Origin of the sequence: Achromobacter spanius, assembly GCF_003994415.1 — a bacterium.
Taxonomy (GTDB): Bacteria; Pseudomonadota; Gammaproteobacteria; order Burkholderiales; family Burkholderiaceae_B; genus Achromobacter; species Achromobacter spanius_C.
The window spans coordinates 205,082-221,612 of record NZ_CP034689.1 but is presented as its reverse complement, the minus strand read 5'-3'; the positions used below and the strand labels follow the sequence as shown (position 1 = coordinate 221,612).

The 16,531-nt window shown below is 64.6% G+C and carries 12 protein-coding genes; 11 read left to right on the top strand and 1 reads right to left on the bottom strand.

Features of this window, described 5'->3' with window-relative positions; genetic code table 11:
- Positions 1 to 144 precede the first annotated feature (144 nt).
- The 4 genes from ELS24_RS01040 (at position 145) to ELS24_RS01025 (ending at position 8,741) form a co-directional block, all read left to right on the top strand.
- Entirely contained in the window at positions 145 to 4,884 is a 4,740-nt protein-coding gene (locus ELS24_RS01040; RefSeq protein WP_050449649.1) for a glutamate synthase-related protein, read from the top strand.
- A gap of 8 nt (positions 4,885 to 4,892) precedes the next feature.
- On the top strand, positions 4,893 to 6,359 hold the full coding sequence (locus tag ELS24_RS01035) for a glutamate synthase subunit beta (protein WP_050449650.1): 1,467 nt from the start codon (positions 4,893 to 4,895) through the stop codon (positions 6,357 to 6,359).
- Between the two features lie 620 nt (positions 6,360 to 6,979).
- Positions 6,980 to 7,957, top strand: coding sequence for an IS110 family transposase (locus ELS24_RS01030; protein ID WP_127183152.1), 978 nt, complete (start codon positions 6,980 to 6,982; stop codon positions 7,955 to 7,957).
- Positions 7,958 to 8,102: 145 nt separating this feature from the next.
- A complete protein-coding gene (locus ELS24_RS01025; protein WP_127183151.1) occupies positions 8,103 to 8,741 on the top strand; it encodes an OmpW/AlkL family protein in 639 nt (212 codons plus the stop codon).
- A 48-nt stretch (positions 8,742 to 8,789) separates the two neighbouring features.
- Here ELS24_RS01025 and ELS24_RS01020 read toward each other — a convergent pair whose 3' ends face one another.
- A complete protein-coding gene (locus tag ELS24_RS01020) occupies positions 8,790 to 9,662 on the bottom strand; it encodes a LysR family transcriptional regulator (RefSeq protein ID WP_050449653.1) in 873 nt (290 codons plus the stop codon).
- 64 nt (positions 9,663 to 9,726) lie between these two features.
- Between ELS24_RS01020 and ELS24_RS01015 the strand changes: the two genes are divergently transcribed.
- The 7 genes from ELS24_RS01015 (at position 9,727) to ELS24_RS00985 (ending at position 16,506) form a co-directional block, all read left to right on the top strand.
- A complete protein-coding gene (locus ELS24_RS01015) occupies positions 9,727 to 11,070 on the top strand; it encodes a YbfB/YjiJ family MFS transporter (protein ID WP_127183150.1) in 1,344 nt (447 codons plus the stop codon).
- A 25-nt stretch (positions 11,071 to 11,095) separates the two neighbouring features.
- Positions 11,096 to 12,073 (top strand): Bug family tripartite tricarboxylate transporter substrate binding protein, encoded by a 978-nt coding sequence (locus ELS24_RS01010; RefSeq protein WP_127183149.1) that lies wholly within the window; start codon positions 11,096 to 11,098, stop codon positions 12,071 to 12,073.
- 17 nt (positions 12,074 to 12,090) lie between these two features.
- Positions 12,091 to 13,152: an NAD(P)H-dependent flavin oxidoreductase gene (locus tag ELS24_RS01005; RefSeq protein WP_127183148.1), complete on the top strand. Its 1,062-nt coding sequence runs from the start codon at positions 12,091 to 12,093 to the stop codon at positions 13,150 to 13,152.
- Positions 13,153 to 13,492: 340 nt separating this feature from the next.
- Positions 13,493 to 14,329, top strand: coding sequence for an ABC transporter ATP-binding protein (locus ELS24_RS01000; protein ID WP_050449657.1), 837 nt, complete (start codon positions 13,493 to 13,495; stop codon positions 14,327 to 14,329).
- On the top strand, positions 14,326 to 15,114 hold the full coding sequence (gene mlaE / locus ELS24_RS00995; protein ID WP_050449658.1) for a lipid asymmetry maintenance ABC transporter permease subunit MlaE: 789 nt from the start codon (positions 14,326 to 14,328) through the stop codon (positions 15,112 to 15,114). Before ELS24_RS01000 ends, mlaE begins: the two co-directional genes overlap by 4 nt.
- Positions 15,115 to 15,126: 12 nt before the next feature.
- Entirely contained in the window at positions 15,127 to 15,600 is a 474-nt protein-coding gene (mlaD, locus tag ELS24_RS00990; protein WP_050449679.1) for an outer membrane lipid asymmetry maintenance protein MlaD, read from the top strand.
- Between the two features lie 105 nt (positions 15,601 to 15,705).
- Entirely contained in the window at positions 15,706 to 16,506 is an 801-nt protein-coding gene (locus tag ELS24_RS00985) for an MlaA family lipoprotein (RefSeq protein WP_050449659.1), read from the top strand.
- Positions 16,507 to 16,531 lie beyond the last annotated feature (25 nt).

Sequence of the window (16,531 nt, the reverse complement as noted above, 5' to 3'; positions counted from 1 at the left end):
GTCCCCATATTAATGCCCTATGATGGATCATCAATATAAATAGGGTCATACCCTGTTTGTTTTTATTGCACCCTACCCTCGGTGGGGGTATTGTCCGTCTCCTGCACTGCAACATTACGACGCAGGCTCACTGCGGAGCGCGCCATGCCCCAAATTACCCCGATCGAATCCTGTCCCACGCCCAAGGCCACCCCTATCGATGCGTCCCGCATCGGTCTGCCCGCGGCCCAGGGTCTGTACCACCCCAAGAACGAGCATGACGCCTGCGGCGTTGGATTCGTTGCGCACATCAAGGGCAAGAAAAGCCACGCGATCATCCAGCAAGGCCTGAAGATCCTTGAAAACCTGGACCACCGCGGCGCGGTTGGCGCGGACAAGCTGATGGGCGACGGCGCCGGCATCCTGATCCAGATCCCCGACACGCTCTATCGCGACGAACTCGGCCAGCAAGGCATCATCCTGCCGCCTCCGGGCGAATACGGCGTGGCCATGGTGTTCCTGCCCAAGGAAACCGCCTCGCGCCTGGCTTGCGAGCAAGAGCTTGAACGCTCGGTGCGTGCCGAAGGCCAGGTCGTGCTGGGCTGGCGCAATGTGCCGGTGGATGTCGACATGCCCATGTCGCCCACGGTGCGCGATTGCGAGCCCGTCATCCGCCAATTGTTCATCGGCCGTGGCGCCGACGTGATGGTGCCGGACGCGCTGGAACGCAAGCTGTACGTCATTCGCAAGACCGCCAGCCACGCCATCCAGGCCATGCATCTGGCCCACGGCAAGGAATACTTCGTGCCGTCGGCATCGGTTCGCACCGTGGTCTACAAGGGCCTGCTGCTGGCCGACCAGGTTGGCCGCTACTACCGCGATCTGGCCGACCCCCGCACGGTGTCCGCCCTGGCGCTGGTACACCAACGTTTCTCGACCAACACGTTCCCCGCCTGGCCGCTGGCCCACCCGTACCGCATGATTGCCCACAACGGCGAAATCAACACGGTCAAGGGCAACTTCAACTGGCTGCGCGCCCGCGAAGGCATGATGCAATCGGCCGTGCTGGGCGACGACCTGAAGAAGCTGTACCCCATCGTCTATGAAGGCCAGTCGGACACCGCCACGTTCGACAACTGCCTGGAACTGCTGGTGAATTCGGGCTATTCCCTGGCCCACGCCATGATGATGATGATCCCGGAAGCCTGGGAACAGCACACGCAGATGGACGAGTCGCGCCGCGCGTTCTACGAATACCACGCCGCCATGATGGAGCCGTGGGACGGCCCCGCCGCCGTCGCGTTCACCGATGGCCGCCAGATCGGCGCCACGCTGGACCGCAACGGCCTGCGCCCCGCCCGCTATCTGGTCACCGATGACGACATGGTCATCCTGGCGTCCGAAGCCGGCACGCTGTCGATTCCGGAAAATCGCATCGTCAAGAAGTGGCGCCTGCAGCCGGGCAAGATGTTCCTGATCGACCTGGAACAAGGCCGCATCATCGACGACGCCGAAATCAAGCTGCAACTGGCCAATAGCCGCCCGTACCGCCAATGGATCGAGCGCCTGCAGATCAAGCTGGAATCGCTGCCCGCGCCGCGCCAGACCGCCGTTGCCACGCAGTCGGCCGTGTCGCTGCTGGACCGCCAGCAAGCCTTCGGCTGGACCCAGGAAGACTACAAGTTCATCCTGGAACCCATGGCGTCCACCGGTGAGGAAGTGATCGGCTCGATGGGCAATGACGCCCCGCTGGCCGTGCTGTCCGACCGCGCCAAGCCGTTCTACAACTATTTCCGCCAGTTGTTCGCGCAGGTCACGAACCCGCCCATCGACCCCATCCGCGAACAGTTGGTGATGTCCTTGGTGTCGTTCATCGGCCCCAAGCCCAACCTGCTGGACATCAACAACGTCAACCCGCCGCTGCGTCTGGAAGTGTCCCAGCCGGTGCTGGACTTCGCCGCCATGGCGCAGATCCGTGACATCGAACAGGTCACGGGCAAGAAATTCCGCAGCTTCGAACTCGACATCACGTACCCCGCCGCCTGGGGCTCCGAGGGCATTGAGGCCCGCGTGGCCGCGCTGTGCGCGCGCGCCGTCGATGCCGTGCAAAGCGGCTACAACATCCTGATCGTGTCTGACCGCCTGGTCGACAGCGAGCGCGTGGCCATCCCCGCGCTGCTGGCAACGTCCGCCGTGCACCAGCACCTGATCCGCGCCGGCCTGCGCACCAACACCGGCCTGGTCGTGGAAACCGGTTCCGCGCGTGAAGTGCACCACTTCGCGCTGCTGGGCGGTTATGGCGCCGAAGCCATCCACCCGTACCTGGCGCTGGAATCGCTGGGCAAGATGAATGACCCCGAAAAGGCGGTCAAGAACTTCATCAAGGCCATCGGCAAGGGCTTGAACAAGGTCATGTCCAAGATGGGCATTTCGACCTATATGTCGTACACCGGCGCGCAGATCTTCGAAGCCGTGGGCCTGCAAAGCAAGCTGGTGGACAAGTACTTCACCGGCACGTCCTCCAACATCGAAGGCATCGGTATTTTCCAGGTGGCCGAAGAAGCGCTGCGCCAGCATCGCGCTGCTTTCAGCACCGACCCGGTGCTGGCCAACGACCTGGACGCGGGCGGCGAATACGCCTACCGCGTGCGCGGCGAAGAGCACATGTGGACGCCGGATTCCATCGCCAAGCTGCAGCACGCCTCGCGCGCCAACAACTACCGCACGTACAAGGAATACGCGCAGATCATCAACGACCAAAGCCGTCGTCACATGACCTTGCGCGGCCTGTTCGAGTTCCGCTTCGACCCGACGCGCGCCATTCCGCTGGATGATGTGGAACCTGCCAAGGACATCGTCAAGCGCTTTGCCACCGGCGCCATGTCGCTGGGTTCGATCTCGACCGAAGCGCACTCGGTGCTGGCCGTGGCCATGAACCGCATCGGCGGCAAGTCCAATACCGGTGAAGGCGGCGAAGACGAACTGCGCTACCGCGCCGAAATGCGCGAAGGCAAGAGCACCATCAAGGACGGCGACACGCTGGCCTCGCTGCTCGGTTCGGACCGTATCGAAGCCGACGTTGCGTTGAAGAAGGGCGACTCGCTGCGTTCGAAGATCAAGCAGGTGGCCTCGGGCCGTTTCGGTGTGACCGCCGAATACCTGTCGTCCGCCGACCAGATCCAGATCAAGATGGCCCAGGGCGCCAAGCCCGGCGAAGGCGGCCAGTTGCCCGGCCACAAGGTGTCGGAATACATCGCCAAGCTGCGCTATTCCGTGCCGGGCGTGGGCCTGATTTCGCCCCCGCCGCACCACGACATCTATTCCATTGAAGACCTGGCCCAACTGATCCACGACCTGAAGAACGTGAATTCCAAGGCCTCGGTGTCGGTCAAGCTGGTGTCCGAAGTGGGCGTGGGCACGGTGGCCGCTGGTGTCGCCAAGGCCAAGGCCGATCACGTTGTGATCGCCGGCCATGACGGCGGCACGGGCGCGTCCCCGGTGTCGTCCATCAAGCACGTGGGCACGCCCTGGGAACTGGGCCTGGCCGAAACGCAGCAGACCTTGGTGCTGAACCGCCTGCGCAGCCGCATCCGCGTGCAGGCCGACGGCCAGATGAAGACCGGCCGCGACGTCGTCATCGGCGCGCTGCTGGGCGCCGATGAATTCGGTTTCGCGACGGCGCCGCTGGTGGTGGAAGGCTGCATCATGATGCGCAAGTGCCACCTGAATACCTGCCCGGTGGGCGTGGCCACGCAAGACCCCGTCCTGCGCAAGAAATTCCAGGGCAAGCCGGAACACGTCGTGAACTTCTTCTTCTTCATCGCCGAAGAAGTGCGCGAAATCATGGCGCAGCTGGGCATTCGCAAGTTCGACGACCTGATCGGCCGCGCCGATCTGCTGGACATGCGTTCGGGCGTGGAACACTGGAAGGCGCAAGGCCTGGACTTCGCCCGCGTGTTCCATCAAACGCAGTCGGATGCCGACGTGCGCCAGACCGAAGAGCAGGACCACGGCCTGGCCAACGCGCTGGACCACCAGTTGATCGAACGCAGCCGCCCCGCGCTTGAGCGTGGCGAGAAGGTGTCGTTCATCGTGCCGGTGCGCAACCGCAACCGCACCATCGGCGCCATGCTGTCGGGCGCCGTGGCCTCGCGCTACGGCCACGACGGCCTGCCCGACGACACCATCCACATCCAGTGCAACGGCACCGCCGGCCAAAGCTTCGGCGCGTTCCTGGCGCACGGCATCACGATGGACCTGGTGGGCGAAGGCAACGACTACGTCGGCAAGGGCTTGTCGGGCGGCCGCATCATCGTGCGCTCGCCCAACGACTTCCGCGGCTTCGGCCCCGACCACATCATTGCCGGCAACACCGTGCTGTACGGTGCGTTGGCGGGCGAAGCGTTCTTCAACGGCGTGGCCGGCGAGCGTTTCGCGGTGCGTAACTCGGGCGCGGCGACGGTTGTCGAAGGCACGGGCGACCACGGCTGCGAATACATGACGGGCGGCACGGTTGTGGTGCTGGGCGCCACGGGCCGTAACTTCGCGGCCGGCATGTCGGGCGGCGTGGCCTATGTGTGGGACCCGGAACGCACGCTCAAGCACCGCGTCAACCTGTCCATGGTGGAACTGGAAAGCGTGGCGCCGCATGCGGAACAGCAAGCGCTGAACAACATCGACATCTGGCACAGCGCGCAGCGCGGTGGCGAACGCGAGACGGATGAAACCATCTTGCGCCGCCTGGTGGAAGACCACTTCCGCTACACCGGCAGCTACCGCGCCCGCGAAATCCTGGGCGACTGGGAAGCCTCGCGCGGCAAGTTCGTAAAGGTCATGCCGACGGACTACCGTCGCGCATTGGGTGAAATGTGGCGTGCGGCCAATCAGCAACAATTGGCTGCGTGAGGAATACCATGGGAAAGATTACTGGCTTTATGGAATTTCAGCGTCTGCAGGAGGCCTCCGAGGCCCCGCAGAAGCGGCTGAAGAACTGGCGCGAATTCGTGCTGCACCTGACCGATGACCAGGCCAAGCAGCAAGCCGCGCGCTGCATGGACTGCGGCATCCCGTTCTGCAACAACGGCTGCCCGGTCAACAACATCATCCCCGACTGGAATGACCTGGTGTACAAGCAGGACTGGCGCCGCGCGCTGGACGTGCTGCACTCCACCAACAACTTCCCCGAGTTCACCGGCCGCATCTGCCCGGCGCCGTGTGAAGCCGCCTGTACCTTGAACATCAACAGCGACGCCGTGGGCATCAAGTCCATCGAGCACGCGATCATCGACAAGGGCTGGGAAGAAGGCTGGGTGGCGCCGCAGGTGCCGGCCCGCAAGACGGGCAAGAAGGTCGCGGTGGTGGGCTCCGGCCCCGCCGGCATGGCGTGCGCGCAGCAACTGGCGCGTGCCGGCCACTCGGTGACGCTGTTCGAAAAGAGCGACCGCATCGGCGGCCTGCTGCGCTATGGCATCCCCGACTTCAAGCTGGAAAAGCACCAGATCGACCGCCGCATTTCGCAGATGGAAGCGGAAGGCGTGGAGTTCGCGCCGTCTACTTACATCGGCAACCCGAAAGACCCCGTGGCCGATGGCTTGACGGTGCGCACGCCGGATTCGCTGAAGGCGGAATTCGACGCGATCGTCATGACGGGCGGTTCGGAAACGCCGCGCGACCTGCCGGTTCCGGGCCGTGAATTGTCGGGCGTGTATTTCGCCATGGACTTCCTGCGCCAGCAGAACAAGGCCGTGGCGGGTGATCGCCTGGCCAACCAGACGCTGGCCAAGGGCAAGCACGTGGTCGTGATCGGCGGTGGTGATACGGGTTCGGATTGCGTGGGCACCAGCAACCGCCATGGCGCCGCGTCGGTCACGCAGTTCGAGCTGATGCCGCAACCGCCCGAATCCGAAAACAAGACCATGACGTGGCCGTACTGGCCGCTGAAGATGCGCACATCGTCGTCGCACGAAGAAGGCTGCGAGCGCGACTGGTCCGTGACCACCAAGCTGCTCAAGGGCAGCAACGGCAAGGTCGAAAAGCTGGTCGGGGCACGCGTCGAGTGGTTCAAAGACGACGCCACCGGCCAGATGAAGATGCGCGAAGTCGAGGGCTCGGAGTTCGAGATCAAGGCTGACCTGGTGCTGCTGGCCATGGGCTTTGTGTCGCCGGTGCAGACCGTGCTGGAATCTTTCGGCGTGGATCGCGACGGGCGCGGCAACGTGCGCGCCAACACCGACGACTACCGCACCAACGTGGAAAAAGTCTTCGCGGCGGGCGACATGCGCCGGGGTCAGTCGCTGGTGGTCTGGGCCATCCGCGAAGGCCGCCAATGCGCGCGCTCGGTGGATGAATTCCTGATGGGCAGCAGCGAACTGCCGCGCTGATCCTAAAGCTCTGCAACACCCATTCGCCGCCTTCGCGCCGTAGCGCCAAGGCGGCGAATGCTATTTGGGCGGCCACCTGACGGCGTTGCTTGATGGGTTTCGCGCGATCGGCGGTGGCGTTCTTTTTTTGAATCGTGCGCGCTGCACCCATCCTACGGTGTGTTCGCGAAGCGGCTGTTGCCGCGTGGCGACGCGGCTACCTGATGGCGTTGCAGGCTGGGCGTAGGATGGGTGAAGCGCGGGTGAAACGATAGAAGAACGCTGCCGTCCAACGCGCGAAACCCATCATGCAGCGCTTGCCATGTGGCTGCTCTGCAGAAGAACCCGGCGTTGCTTGATGGGTTTCGCGCGATTGGCGTTGGCGTTCTTTTTTGAAATCTCTCGCGCTACACCCATCCTTGTATGTTTTCATAGCACTTACCGATCTTGCTTCGGGGGTGCTGGGGATCGGGACGCACCCATCCATCAGCCGTCACTAGCGGACTGACGTCGGTAGATATCCCACCCCGCCCAAATACGTCGATTAAGAATCTAGCGGCCATGACCGCCGATTGATCGCAAGGTAACGAATCGGGCGCGGCTTCCCCAGCAGACACAACGCTATCGCAGGGAGTCTAGAGATGCAAACGTCTCAATCTTTCTTTGGTGTGGATGTGGGGAAATCCGAGGTTGTTGTGGCGATGCACGGGGCGGCCAAGCCGTTGACCCGGGCCGTCAAAAACTCAACGACTGGCTTGGAAAAATGGTTGCAAACGCTGCCGCGCGGAAGCGTTCTTGCCATGGAGTCCACCGGTGGCTACGAGCGCCTGTTGGCCGACCTGGCATATGAGCGTGGGCTGCGCGTCTACGTGCTGAACCCCAAGGCCCTGCACCATTACGCCAAGTCGCAGGCTCAACGGGGCAAGACCGACCGACTCGACGCTGTCATGATTGCGCGTTACGTGGCGCTCGAGCACGAGCGGTTGCATAGGTACGAACCTTGCCCGGAGCACATCGAGCGCCTGAGTCAGATCCAACGCTTACGCAAGGTGGCGGTCACGACGCGCACGAGGCTGCGCCTGTCCAGCGATCGGCACAAACACGTGGGCTCGCAAGCTCAGGTCCAGCGAGCGTTGGATGCCTTGACGCAGTTGGCAGACGCTCTTGAGCGCGAAATGCTCGATCAGATCGCTGCCGAACCCGCCTTGGCCGACGACTTCAACTTAATCACCAGCATTACCGGCGTGGGAAAGCTGACTGGGGCCGCACTGGTGACCGCCTTCGCCCGCATCCCGTTCGCCTCCTCGGACGCCGTGGTGGCCTACGCGGGGCTAGACCCCAGGCCCAAGGAGTCTGGCGCCTACAAAGGCCTGCGTAAACTCAGCAAGCAAGGCGATGCGGCCCTGAGAAGCCTTGCCTACAACGCGGCATCCTCAGCAAGCCGAACAGCTGCCTTCAAACCCCTCTACACAGCGCTACGAGTCAAGGGCTGGGCCTCAACGCAGGCATTAAACATCATCGCCAGAAAACTCCTACGCATCGCCTTCGGCGTATGGAAATCGCGCAAACCCTTCGATGTAAACCTCTTTATGGCCAGCCAGGCTTGCGCCAAACCATAGAATCTACGGCGCGTCGCGAAGCTCCTGTTGCCATACCGCCACGGCGCGATCCGCATCTTTTAACGGCTTGATACACGTCAAGCGGGCCGGGCGCCACGTCTGAGAACCTGTGGCCTCACCCTCATGGAAAGATCGGAGAACAAAAATGTTTTCGTTGAATGGGCGTATCCGCGCCGCCGCCATCGCTGGACTGATCGCCGTCGGCGGGTTTGCCACCCCGGCCCACGCGCATGAAGCGGGCGATGTGCTGTTCCGGGTGGGCGTCACGCAGGTTCGCCCCTCTTCCAATAACGGCACCGTACTGGATGGCAGCGTCAAGCTGGACGTCAACAACAACGTGCGCCCCAGCTTCACGCTGGGCTACATGGTGACGCGCAACATTGGCATCGAACTGTTGGGCGCCTGGCCGTTCCAGCATGACGTCAGCGGCAGCGGCCTGGGCAAGATTGGGTCCAGCAAGCAATTGCCCCCCACGCTGAGCCTGCAATGGCACATCTTGCCGGACAGCATGATCCAGCCTTACATCGGCGTCGGCATCAACTACACGCACTTCTTCGACACCCAGGCTGAAGGCGCGCTGAAGGGATCGGACTTGAAGTTGGGAGATTCCTGGGGCGTGGCCGCGCAACTGGGCGCGGACTTCAAGATCAACGAACGCTGGTTCATGAACGCGGACATCCGCTACATCGACATCAAGTCGAAGGTGAAGCTGGACGGCCAGCACATCGGCACCGCGCGCATCGACCCGTGGGTGGCGACGCTGGGCGTGGGCTACCGCTTCTGAACCTTGGCGGGATGGGTTGCGCAACATGCCGCGCAACCCGCATGCAGATCAATCGCCTTCAGACTGCAACTGCTGACGCAAGGCCTGCAATGCGGGCGTGTCGTCATCCGCGCGCCAGACCAACTGCGTGCGCGCCTGCCCGTACGGGCCGCGCAGCGCACTGACGCGGACGGCATGCTCCGCCCCCAGCACCGCCAACACCGAACGCGGCACGATGGCCACGCCAGAGCCCGCTGCCACGCACGCCACGATGGCGTGATACGACGCAAACTCCATCACTCGCCCCGGCGCCACGCCTTCGTGGTTCAGCCAGGATTCCAGGATGCGCCGATACGAACACCCGGCCGCAAACGCGATCACCGTGCGGCCGCCCACGTCGCGCGCGCCGTCGATGTCGCCCCAGGCCAGCGGTGAAATCAACGCAAGGTCTTCATCGAAGGCGTCCATCGCCGCCAATCCTTCGTCGGGAAACGGCTGGGCCACGAAGGCGGCTTCGATCTCGTAGTTGCGCACCTTGGCCGCCAACGCGCCCGACGTGCCGGTGACAAGTTCAATGCCCACTTGCGGCCACGCCGCGTGATAGGCCGCCAGAATGGGCGGCAAGCGCGCGGCGGCCGTGCTTTCCATGGTGCCGATGCGCAGCACGCCTTGTGGTGCGCCATCGCGCACGGCGGCCTGTGCTTCGTCTGACAGGCGCAGCAGGCGGTCAGCGTAGGACAGCAGCACGCGCCCCTGGTCCGACAACACCAGCCGGCGATTCTGGCGTCTGAAAAGCGGGGCGTTCAATGACGCCTCCAACTGCTTCAAGCGCGTCGACACATTCGACTGCACCCGGTTCAGGTGCGCGGCGGCCCGCGCCACGCCGCCCTGGTCGGCCACCGCTTTGAAAATCTGCAAGGCGTCGAGATCCAAGTTTCTCATTTCAAGAACCTATGTTCTTAATAATTCACTATTAAAGATATAAGTACAGCCGTAGAGTGGACGCATGTCAACGCCTGCTTACCCTTTCACTTCCGATTCCCGCAGCGCGCTCAGCCTGGCGTGGCCAGCCGCGCTGGCGCTGGCCGCCGCCATGGGCATCGGCCGCTTTGCCTTCACGCCGGTGTGGCCGCTGATGGCGCAGGAAGGCGGGCTGTCGCTGGCCCAGGGAAGCTGGGTTGCATCGGCCAACTATGCCGGCTACCTGTTGGGTGCGCTGGCCGCCGTGGCCTGGCCGGTGCGCCACGTCCGCGCCCAGCTTGCCATCAGCCTGCTGGCCGTGGCGCTTTTGACCTTGGCGATGCCGCTTACGCATGATGTGGCGGTTTGGTGCGGGCTGCGGCTGGCCGCCGGCTACGCCAGCGCCAGCGCCTTCATCTGCGTGGCCTCCAGCCGCGCCGTGCCCCCGGGAGACCCGCGCGAAGCCGCCACGGCGGCGCTGACCTACGCCGGGGTAGGCGCAGGTATCGCGCTGACGGGGCTGGCCTGCCTGGTGCTGATGGCCGGGCAGGTGGGGGCCGACGGCAATTGGCTGATGCTGGGCGCGCTGACACTGGCGCTGTCCGCCATGGCGTGGCCGGGCCTGAACCGGCCGACCGCACCGACCGCAGCAAACGCTGCAATTGCCCCGAGCGCCGCATACGCTGCGAACACCCCAAGCGCTGCGAACGCCGCAATCGCCCCAAACGCTGCATTTGCGCCGAGCGCTGCAAACGTTGCAATCGCTCCAAACACACCGACCGTCGCACCACCCGCCCGCCTGCCCCGCACCACCCCCTGGCTGGCGCTGCACTACGGCGTGTTCGGCGTGGGTTACATCATTCCCGCGACGTTCCTGCCCGCCATGGCCAAGCAGCTTATCCCCAACCCCGCCATCTTCGGCTGGGCCTGGCCGCTGTTTGGCCTGGCCGCGGCGGTGTCTTGCCTGCTGGTGCCCCGCCTGGCGCGCGGTCGCGACGAAAAGCGCGTATGGCAAGCCGCCCAGGTGCTAATGGCCGCGGGCATGCTGACCGCGGCGCTATGGCAGCACATCGCCGCCGTGATCGTGGCCGCGCTGCTGGTAGGCGGCACCTTCATGGTGATCACCCAGGCCGGCATGCTGACGGCGCGGCGCACGGCGGGCGCGGCCGCTGCGCGTGCCGCCGCCGTCATGACCGCCGCCTTCGCGGCCGGCCAGATCCTGGGACCCTTGTTGGCGTCATGGGCCGGCCACTGGGGCGCGGGTTTGCCGCAGGTGCTGGGCGGCGGCGCGGCGCTGCTGGCGCTGTCGGCATGGCGTTTGGGAAAAATCCCCACAGAAGGCGAAGGCGCTGGGCATAATGCGATCGGCCCCAAGGGCTGTACACATTAGAGAAGAGAACGAGGAGTCACCCAGCATGAAAGCATTGCGCCCCCTGATTGCCGCCCTGTCGGCCGCTGCCGCCTTCAGCGGCGCCGCCCACGCCCAAACCGGCGAGTGGCCCGCCAAGCCCATCACGATGATCGTGCCCTACGCTCCCGGCGGCTTTGCCGACACGCGCGTGCGCCTCCTGGCACGCAAGCTGGGCGAATCGCTGGGGCAGCCTATCGTGGTTGAAAACAAGGCGGGCGCGGGCGGCGTGGTCGGCACCAGCCTGATCGCCAAGGCCGCGCCGGACGGCTACACCATCGGCACCGGCAACCTGGCGCCGATGGCGGTCAACCCGACGCTGATGAAGGACATGCCCTACAACCCGCAAAAGGATCTGGCGCCGATCATCCTGATCGAAACCAGCCCGCTGGTGCTGAGCGTGAACAACGAGCTGCCGGTCAAGACGCTGGACGACCTGATCGCGCTGGCCAAGAAGCAACCCGGCAAGCTGTCGTTCGGCTCGTCCGGCGTGGGCGGCGCGCATCACCTGTCGGGCGAAATGTTCCGGGAACAAGCCAAGATCGACATCGTGCACGTGCCTTACAAGGGCGGCAGCCTGGCCGCCACTGACCTGATGGGCGGCCATATCTCGATGATGTTCGAAATGGGCTATTCCGCGCTGCCGGCCATCCAGGGTTCCAAGATCCACCCCATTGCCGTCACGTCCGCCAAGCGCCTGGCCGTGTTGCCCAATGTGCCGACCATGGCCGAATCGGGTTTGACGGGTTTCGAGTCCTATAACTGGCAAGGCATCGTTGCCCCCGCCGGCACGCCCGCGCCGATCATCGCCAAGTTGAACGCCGAGTTCAATCGCATCCTGAAAGAGCCGGATGTGCAAAAGGCCATTGCCGACACCGGCAGCCAGGCCGGCGGCGGCACGCCCGAGGAATTCGCGGCCTTCATCAAGAGCGAAACCGAGAAGTGGGCCCACGTCATCAAGGCTGGAAACATCCAGCTTCAATAACCTAAAGGAGTCTTCCCATGTCCCCCCGTATGCTTGACCTGCTGAAGCTGGACCATCCCATCATCCAGGCGCCCATGGCCGGCGGCGCCACCACGGTGGGGCTGGTGTCGGAGGCATCCAAGGCGGGGGTTCTGGGATCGCTCGGGGCGGCTTACATGAGCCCGGCGCAGATTGAAGCCGCAGTGGACGGCATCCGCGCCCGAACGGACCGGCCGTTCGCGATCAACCTGTTCGCCAGCGTGCCGGACCAGCCCATGCAGGGCGATGCCGCCCCAATGCTGGCGCTGATGGCCCGCTACCACGCGCAATTGGGCCTACCGGCCCCGACCATGCCAGGCCCGCAGGCAGACCCGCTGCCGGGCCAGATCGACGCCATCCTGCGGCTGCGCCCCGCCGTCTTCAGCTTCACGTTCGGCCGCATCGCCCCCGATGTCCTGGCGCGCTGCCGCGAACTGGGCATCCTGACGGTGGGCACGGCCACCACCGTGCGCGAAGCGGTCACGCTGGAGCAAGACGGGGTGGACGCCGTGGTGGCCCAGGGCGCGGAAGCGGGCGGGCATCGCGGCACGTTCCTGGACGGCTTCGAGCAGTCGCTGATCGGCACCATGGCGCTGGTGCCGCAGATGGCGGACGCGGTCTCGGTGCCGGTGATTGCGTCCGGCGGCATCATGGATGGCCGTGGCATCGCTGCCTCGCTGGCGCTGGGCGCGCAGGCCGCGCAAATGGGGACGGCCTTTCTGACGACAGACGAATCCGGTATCAGCGACGCCTACAAGGCCGTGCTGCCGGCATCGCGCTCGGAACAATCGCGCCTGACGCGGGCGTTTTCGGGCCGCCCCGCGCGCGGCATCGCCAACGCCTTCATGCAGGACGCGGACGCCATCGCGGCCGACATCCTGCCGTATCCCCTGCAGAACGCCCTGACCCGCCCGATGCGCACCGAAGGCGGCAAGGCGGGCAACGTCAATGTTCTGTCCCTGTGGGCGGGGCAGGCCGCGCCGCTGGCCCGGCGCGAATCCACGGCTGACCTCGTCCGCCGCCTGGCGCAGGAACTGGCCGCCGCGCAAGCGCGCCACTGACGCGACACGAATTCCCGCTAACCGCGACGCGATTCCCACGCAAGCCAGGGCAGCGCCCCGGCCCGCCGCTCTGGCCGCAGACGCCAGTGTGGCATTCGGGCCGGATTGTCCCTCACGCCGAAAACACTGTTCCATGGGCGCACCCTTACGTTGTGATTACAAAGCGTCGAGCTACAATGGCGCCTCGCCGCTGGCAGCCATCGCCTTTCTTGGCTCCCGCACCTGAGTAACCGGGCGCTTCCCGCCACCGCTTGTCTCGCCCCCGCAGCCTCGGTTTCCGCCCTGCGTATCGACAAGCCGACAGGGCAAGCTCCGCCACCGAAACACCCTTTCGTTGCCCATGCCCGCTCAAACAAGCAGCACCCCGGAATTCGCCCTGCGCCTGGACGGTGTGGCGCTAGGCTACGGTGATTTCACCGTCTTGCGCGACATTTCCATGGACGTGCGCGCGGGCGAAGTGGTCGCCATCATGGGCGGCTCGGGCTCGGGCAAGACCACGCTGTTGCGCGCGGCCACCGGCCAGCTCATCGCCCGCCAGGGCCAGGTGCAGGCGTTCGGCCAGGACATCAGCCGCGCCAACCCCGACGAATTGCAGGCCCTGCGCAAGCGCATGGGCGTGCTGTTCCAGCAGGGTGCGCTGTTTACCGACCTGAACGTATTTGAAAACGTGGCTTTTCCGCTACGTGAACACACCCGCCTGTCCGAAGCCGACGTTACCGAACGGGTGCTGGACAAACTTGACGCCGTGGGCCTGCGCGCCGCCGCGCACCTGAAGGTTGCCGAGATCTCCGGCGGCATGGCGCGGCGCGTGGCCTTGGCGCGCGCCGTGGTGCTGGAACCCGAACTCATCCTGTACGACGAGCCCTTTGCCGGGCTGGACCCGATCTCGCTGGGCATCACCGCCCGCCTGATCCGCCACCTGGCCGACCGCCTGGGCTGCGCCTCGGTGCTGATCACCCACGACGTTCAAGAATCCTTTTCCATCGCCGACCACGTGTATCTGGTCGGCCAGGGCAAGCTGGCCGCGGCCGGCACGCCGGAAACGCTGTCGGCGTCGCAAGACCCCTATGTCCAGCAATTCCTGAAAGGCGAACCCGACGGCCCGGTCGCGTTCCAGTACCCCGAAACGCCCGCTTTCCAAAAGTGGCTGTCCGAACAGAAAGGGCGCAAAGCATGAGCGGTTCCAACAACGCGGTTAGCGCGATGGGCGGCTGGGTGCGCAAGCAAGTCTCCGGCATTGGCTTTTTCACCCGCTTTTTCGGCGGCATGCTGGCACGCAGCGGCATCGTGTTTTCGCGCCCGCGCCTGGTGTCGCAGCAGGTCCATTTCATCGGCAACTATTCGCTGCTGATCATCGCCGTGTCGGGCATGTTCGTGGGCTTCGTGCTGGGGCTGCAAGGCTATTACACGCTGAACCGCTACGGCTCCGAAGAAGCGCTGGGCCTGCTGGTGGCGTTGTCGCTGGTGCGCGAATTGGGGCCTGTCGTCACGGCGCTGCTGTTCGCCGGGCGGGCAGGCACGTCGCTCACCGCCGAGATCGGCCTGATGAAGGCGGGCGAACAACTGGCCGCCATGGAAGTCATGGCTGTCGACCCTATCCGCCGTGTGCTGGTGCCGCGCCTGTGGGGCGGCATCATCGCCATGCCCATCCTGGCGGCGGTGTTTTCCATGGTGGGCATTCTGGGCGGCTGGGTCGTCGGCGTCTTGATGATCGGCGTGGATGCGGGCGCGTTCTGGTCGCAGATGCAAAGCGGCGTTGACGTCTGGAACGACGTGGCCAACGGCGTCATCAAGAGCGTGGTGTTCGGCATTACGGTCACGCTGGTCGCGCTTCATGAAGGCTGGCAGGCCAAGCCCACCCCGGAAGGCGTGGCGCGCGCCACCACGCGCACCGTGGTCGTGGGTTCCCTGGCGGTACTTGGGCTGGACTTCCTGCTCACCGCCTTGATGTTTGGAAATTGAAACGGATTGATCATGTCACGCGAAAAAACCGACTTCTGGGTAGGCCTGTTTGTATTGCTGGGCGCGGTCGCGCTGGTGTTCCTGGCGTTGCGGGCCGGCAACCTCAGCACCTTTTCCTTCGCCCCCACCTATACGCTTTCCGCCAACTTCGATAACGTAGGCGGCCTCAAGCCGCGCGCGGCCGTGAAAAGCGCCGGTGTTGTGGTGGGCCGTGTGTCCAGCATCACCTTCGACGACAAGACCTTCCAGGCGGTCGTGTCGGTGAACCTGGAAAAGGCTTATCAGTTTCCGAAAGACTCCTCGGCCTCGATCCTCACATCCGGCTTGCTGGGCGAGCAGTACCTGGGCCTGACGGCGGGCAGCGAGGAAGAGAACTTTACCGACGGTGGAAAAATCCGCTATACACAGAGCGCGGTCGTGCTGGAGCAGCTGATCAGCAAGTTCCTGTATGGGTCCGCCGAAAAAGAAGGCACCACATCGCCTTAGCCCGCCGCGAAAGCGCCGAATTAAAGACGATGCGATAAACGCTGTAACGGCGCCACGCCTCGACATCGCCATAACATAAGAATCGTTGATAGGGATCTCCTGATCATGAACAAGAACGCACTCTCCCGAATTGCCACCATCGCGGCGGCGGGTGTCCTGATGGCCGGCTGCGCCGCGCCGCAGAACCCGGACCCGCGCGACCCATGGGAAGGCTTCAACCGGGGCGTTTACAAGTTCAATGACACGGTCGACCGTGCGGTATTCAAGCCGGTGGCCCAGGCCTATACCTTCGTCACGCCGCAGCCCGTGCGCAGTTGCGTGCACAACATCTTCAGCAACATGACCGACCTCTGGTCGGGCACGAACAGCTTCCTGCAGGGCCGTGGCCACGACTTCGTGAACACGCTGGGCCGCTTCCTGTTCAACACCACCATGGGCGTGGGCGGCTGCTTTGACGTGGCCTCGGCCAATGGCGCCCGCAAGATCCCGAACGACTTCGGCACCACGCTGGGCGTGTGGGGCTTTAGCCAGGGTCCGTACCTGGTGCTGCCCATCTTCGGTTCGTCCACCGTGCGCGACGGCGTCGGTCTGGCCGGCGATTTCGCCGGCACCACCTACGGGTACATGGGCATCGATTCCATCGACAACGTGCGCCTGCGCAACTCGCTGTGGGGCCTGCGCCTGGTCGACACCCGCGCCAGCTTGCTGGACGCCACCGACACGGTCGACCGTGTGGCGCTGGACCCGTACAGCTTTATCCGCGACGCCTATCTGCAACGCCGCAACGCCATGGTGATGGGCAACCGAGCGGATGACGAAAGTTCCTTGCCCAACTACGAAGACGACGAGGACGATGCCCCTGCCGCGGACAAGGCCGCCCCGGCGCCTGCCCCCGCAACCAAGTAAGCTGTGGCCTTGCGTTCATCGGTAC

What these genes read in the sequence shown, in the direction of transcription:
- ELS24_RS01010 (WP_127183149.1), top strand. Translation starts at nt 11,096, where the DNA reads ATGAAAGCATTGCGCCCCCTGATTGCCGCCCTGTCGGCCGCTGCCGCC.
- ELS24_RS01015 (WP_127183150.1), top strand. Translation starts at nt 9,727, where the DNA reads ATGTCAACGCCTGCTTACCCTTTCACTTCCGATTCCCGCAGCGCGCTC.
- ELS24_RS01025 (WP_127183151.1), top strand. Translation starts at nt 8,103, where the DNA reads ATGTTTTCGTTGAATGGGCGTATCCGCGCCGCCGCCATCGCTGGACTG.
- ELS24_RS01005 (WP_127183148.1), top strand. Translation starts at nt 12,091, where the DNA reads ATGTCCCCCCGTATGCTTGACCTGCTGAAGCTGGACCATCCCATCATC.
- ELS24_RS01020 (WP_050449653.1), bottom strand. Translation starts at nt 9,662, where the DNA reads ATGAGAAACTTGGATCTCGACGCCTTGCAGATTTTCAAAGCGGTGGCC.
- ELS24_RS01000 (WP_050449657.1), top strand. Translation starts at nt 13,493, where the DNA reads ATGCCCGCTCAAACAAGCAGCACCCCGGAATTCGCCCTGCGCCTGGAC.
- ELS24_RS01040 (WP_050449649.1), top strand. Translation starts at nt 145, where the DNA reads ATGCCCCAAATTACCCCGATCGAATCCTGTCCCACGCCCAAGGCCACC.
- ELS24_RS01035 (WP_050449650.1), top strand. Translation starts at nt 4,893, where the DNA reads ATGGGAAAGATTACTGGCTTTATGGAATTTCAGCGTCTGCAGGAGGCC.
- mlaE (WP_050449658.1), top strand. Translation starts at nt 14,326, where the DNA reads ATGAGCGGTTCCAACAACGCGGTTAGCGCGATGGGCGGCTGGGTGCGC.
- ELS24_RS01030 (WP_127183152.1), top strand. Translation starts at nt 6,980, where the DNA reads ATGCAAACGTCTCAATCTTTCTTTGGTGTGGATGTGGGGAAATCCGAG.
- ELS24_RS00985 (WP_050449659.1), top strand. Translation starts at nt 15,706, where the DNA reads ATGAACAAGAACGCACTCTCCCGAATTGCCACCATCGCGGCGGCGGGT.
- mlaD (WP_050449679.1), top strand. Translation starts at nt 15,127, where the DNA reads ATGTCACGCGAAAAAACCGACTTCTGGGTAGGCCTGTTTGTATTGCTG.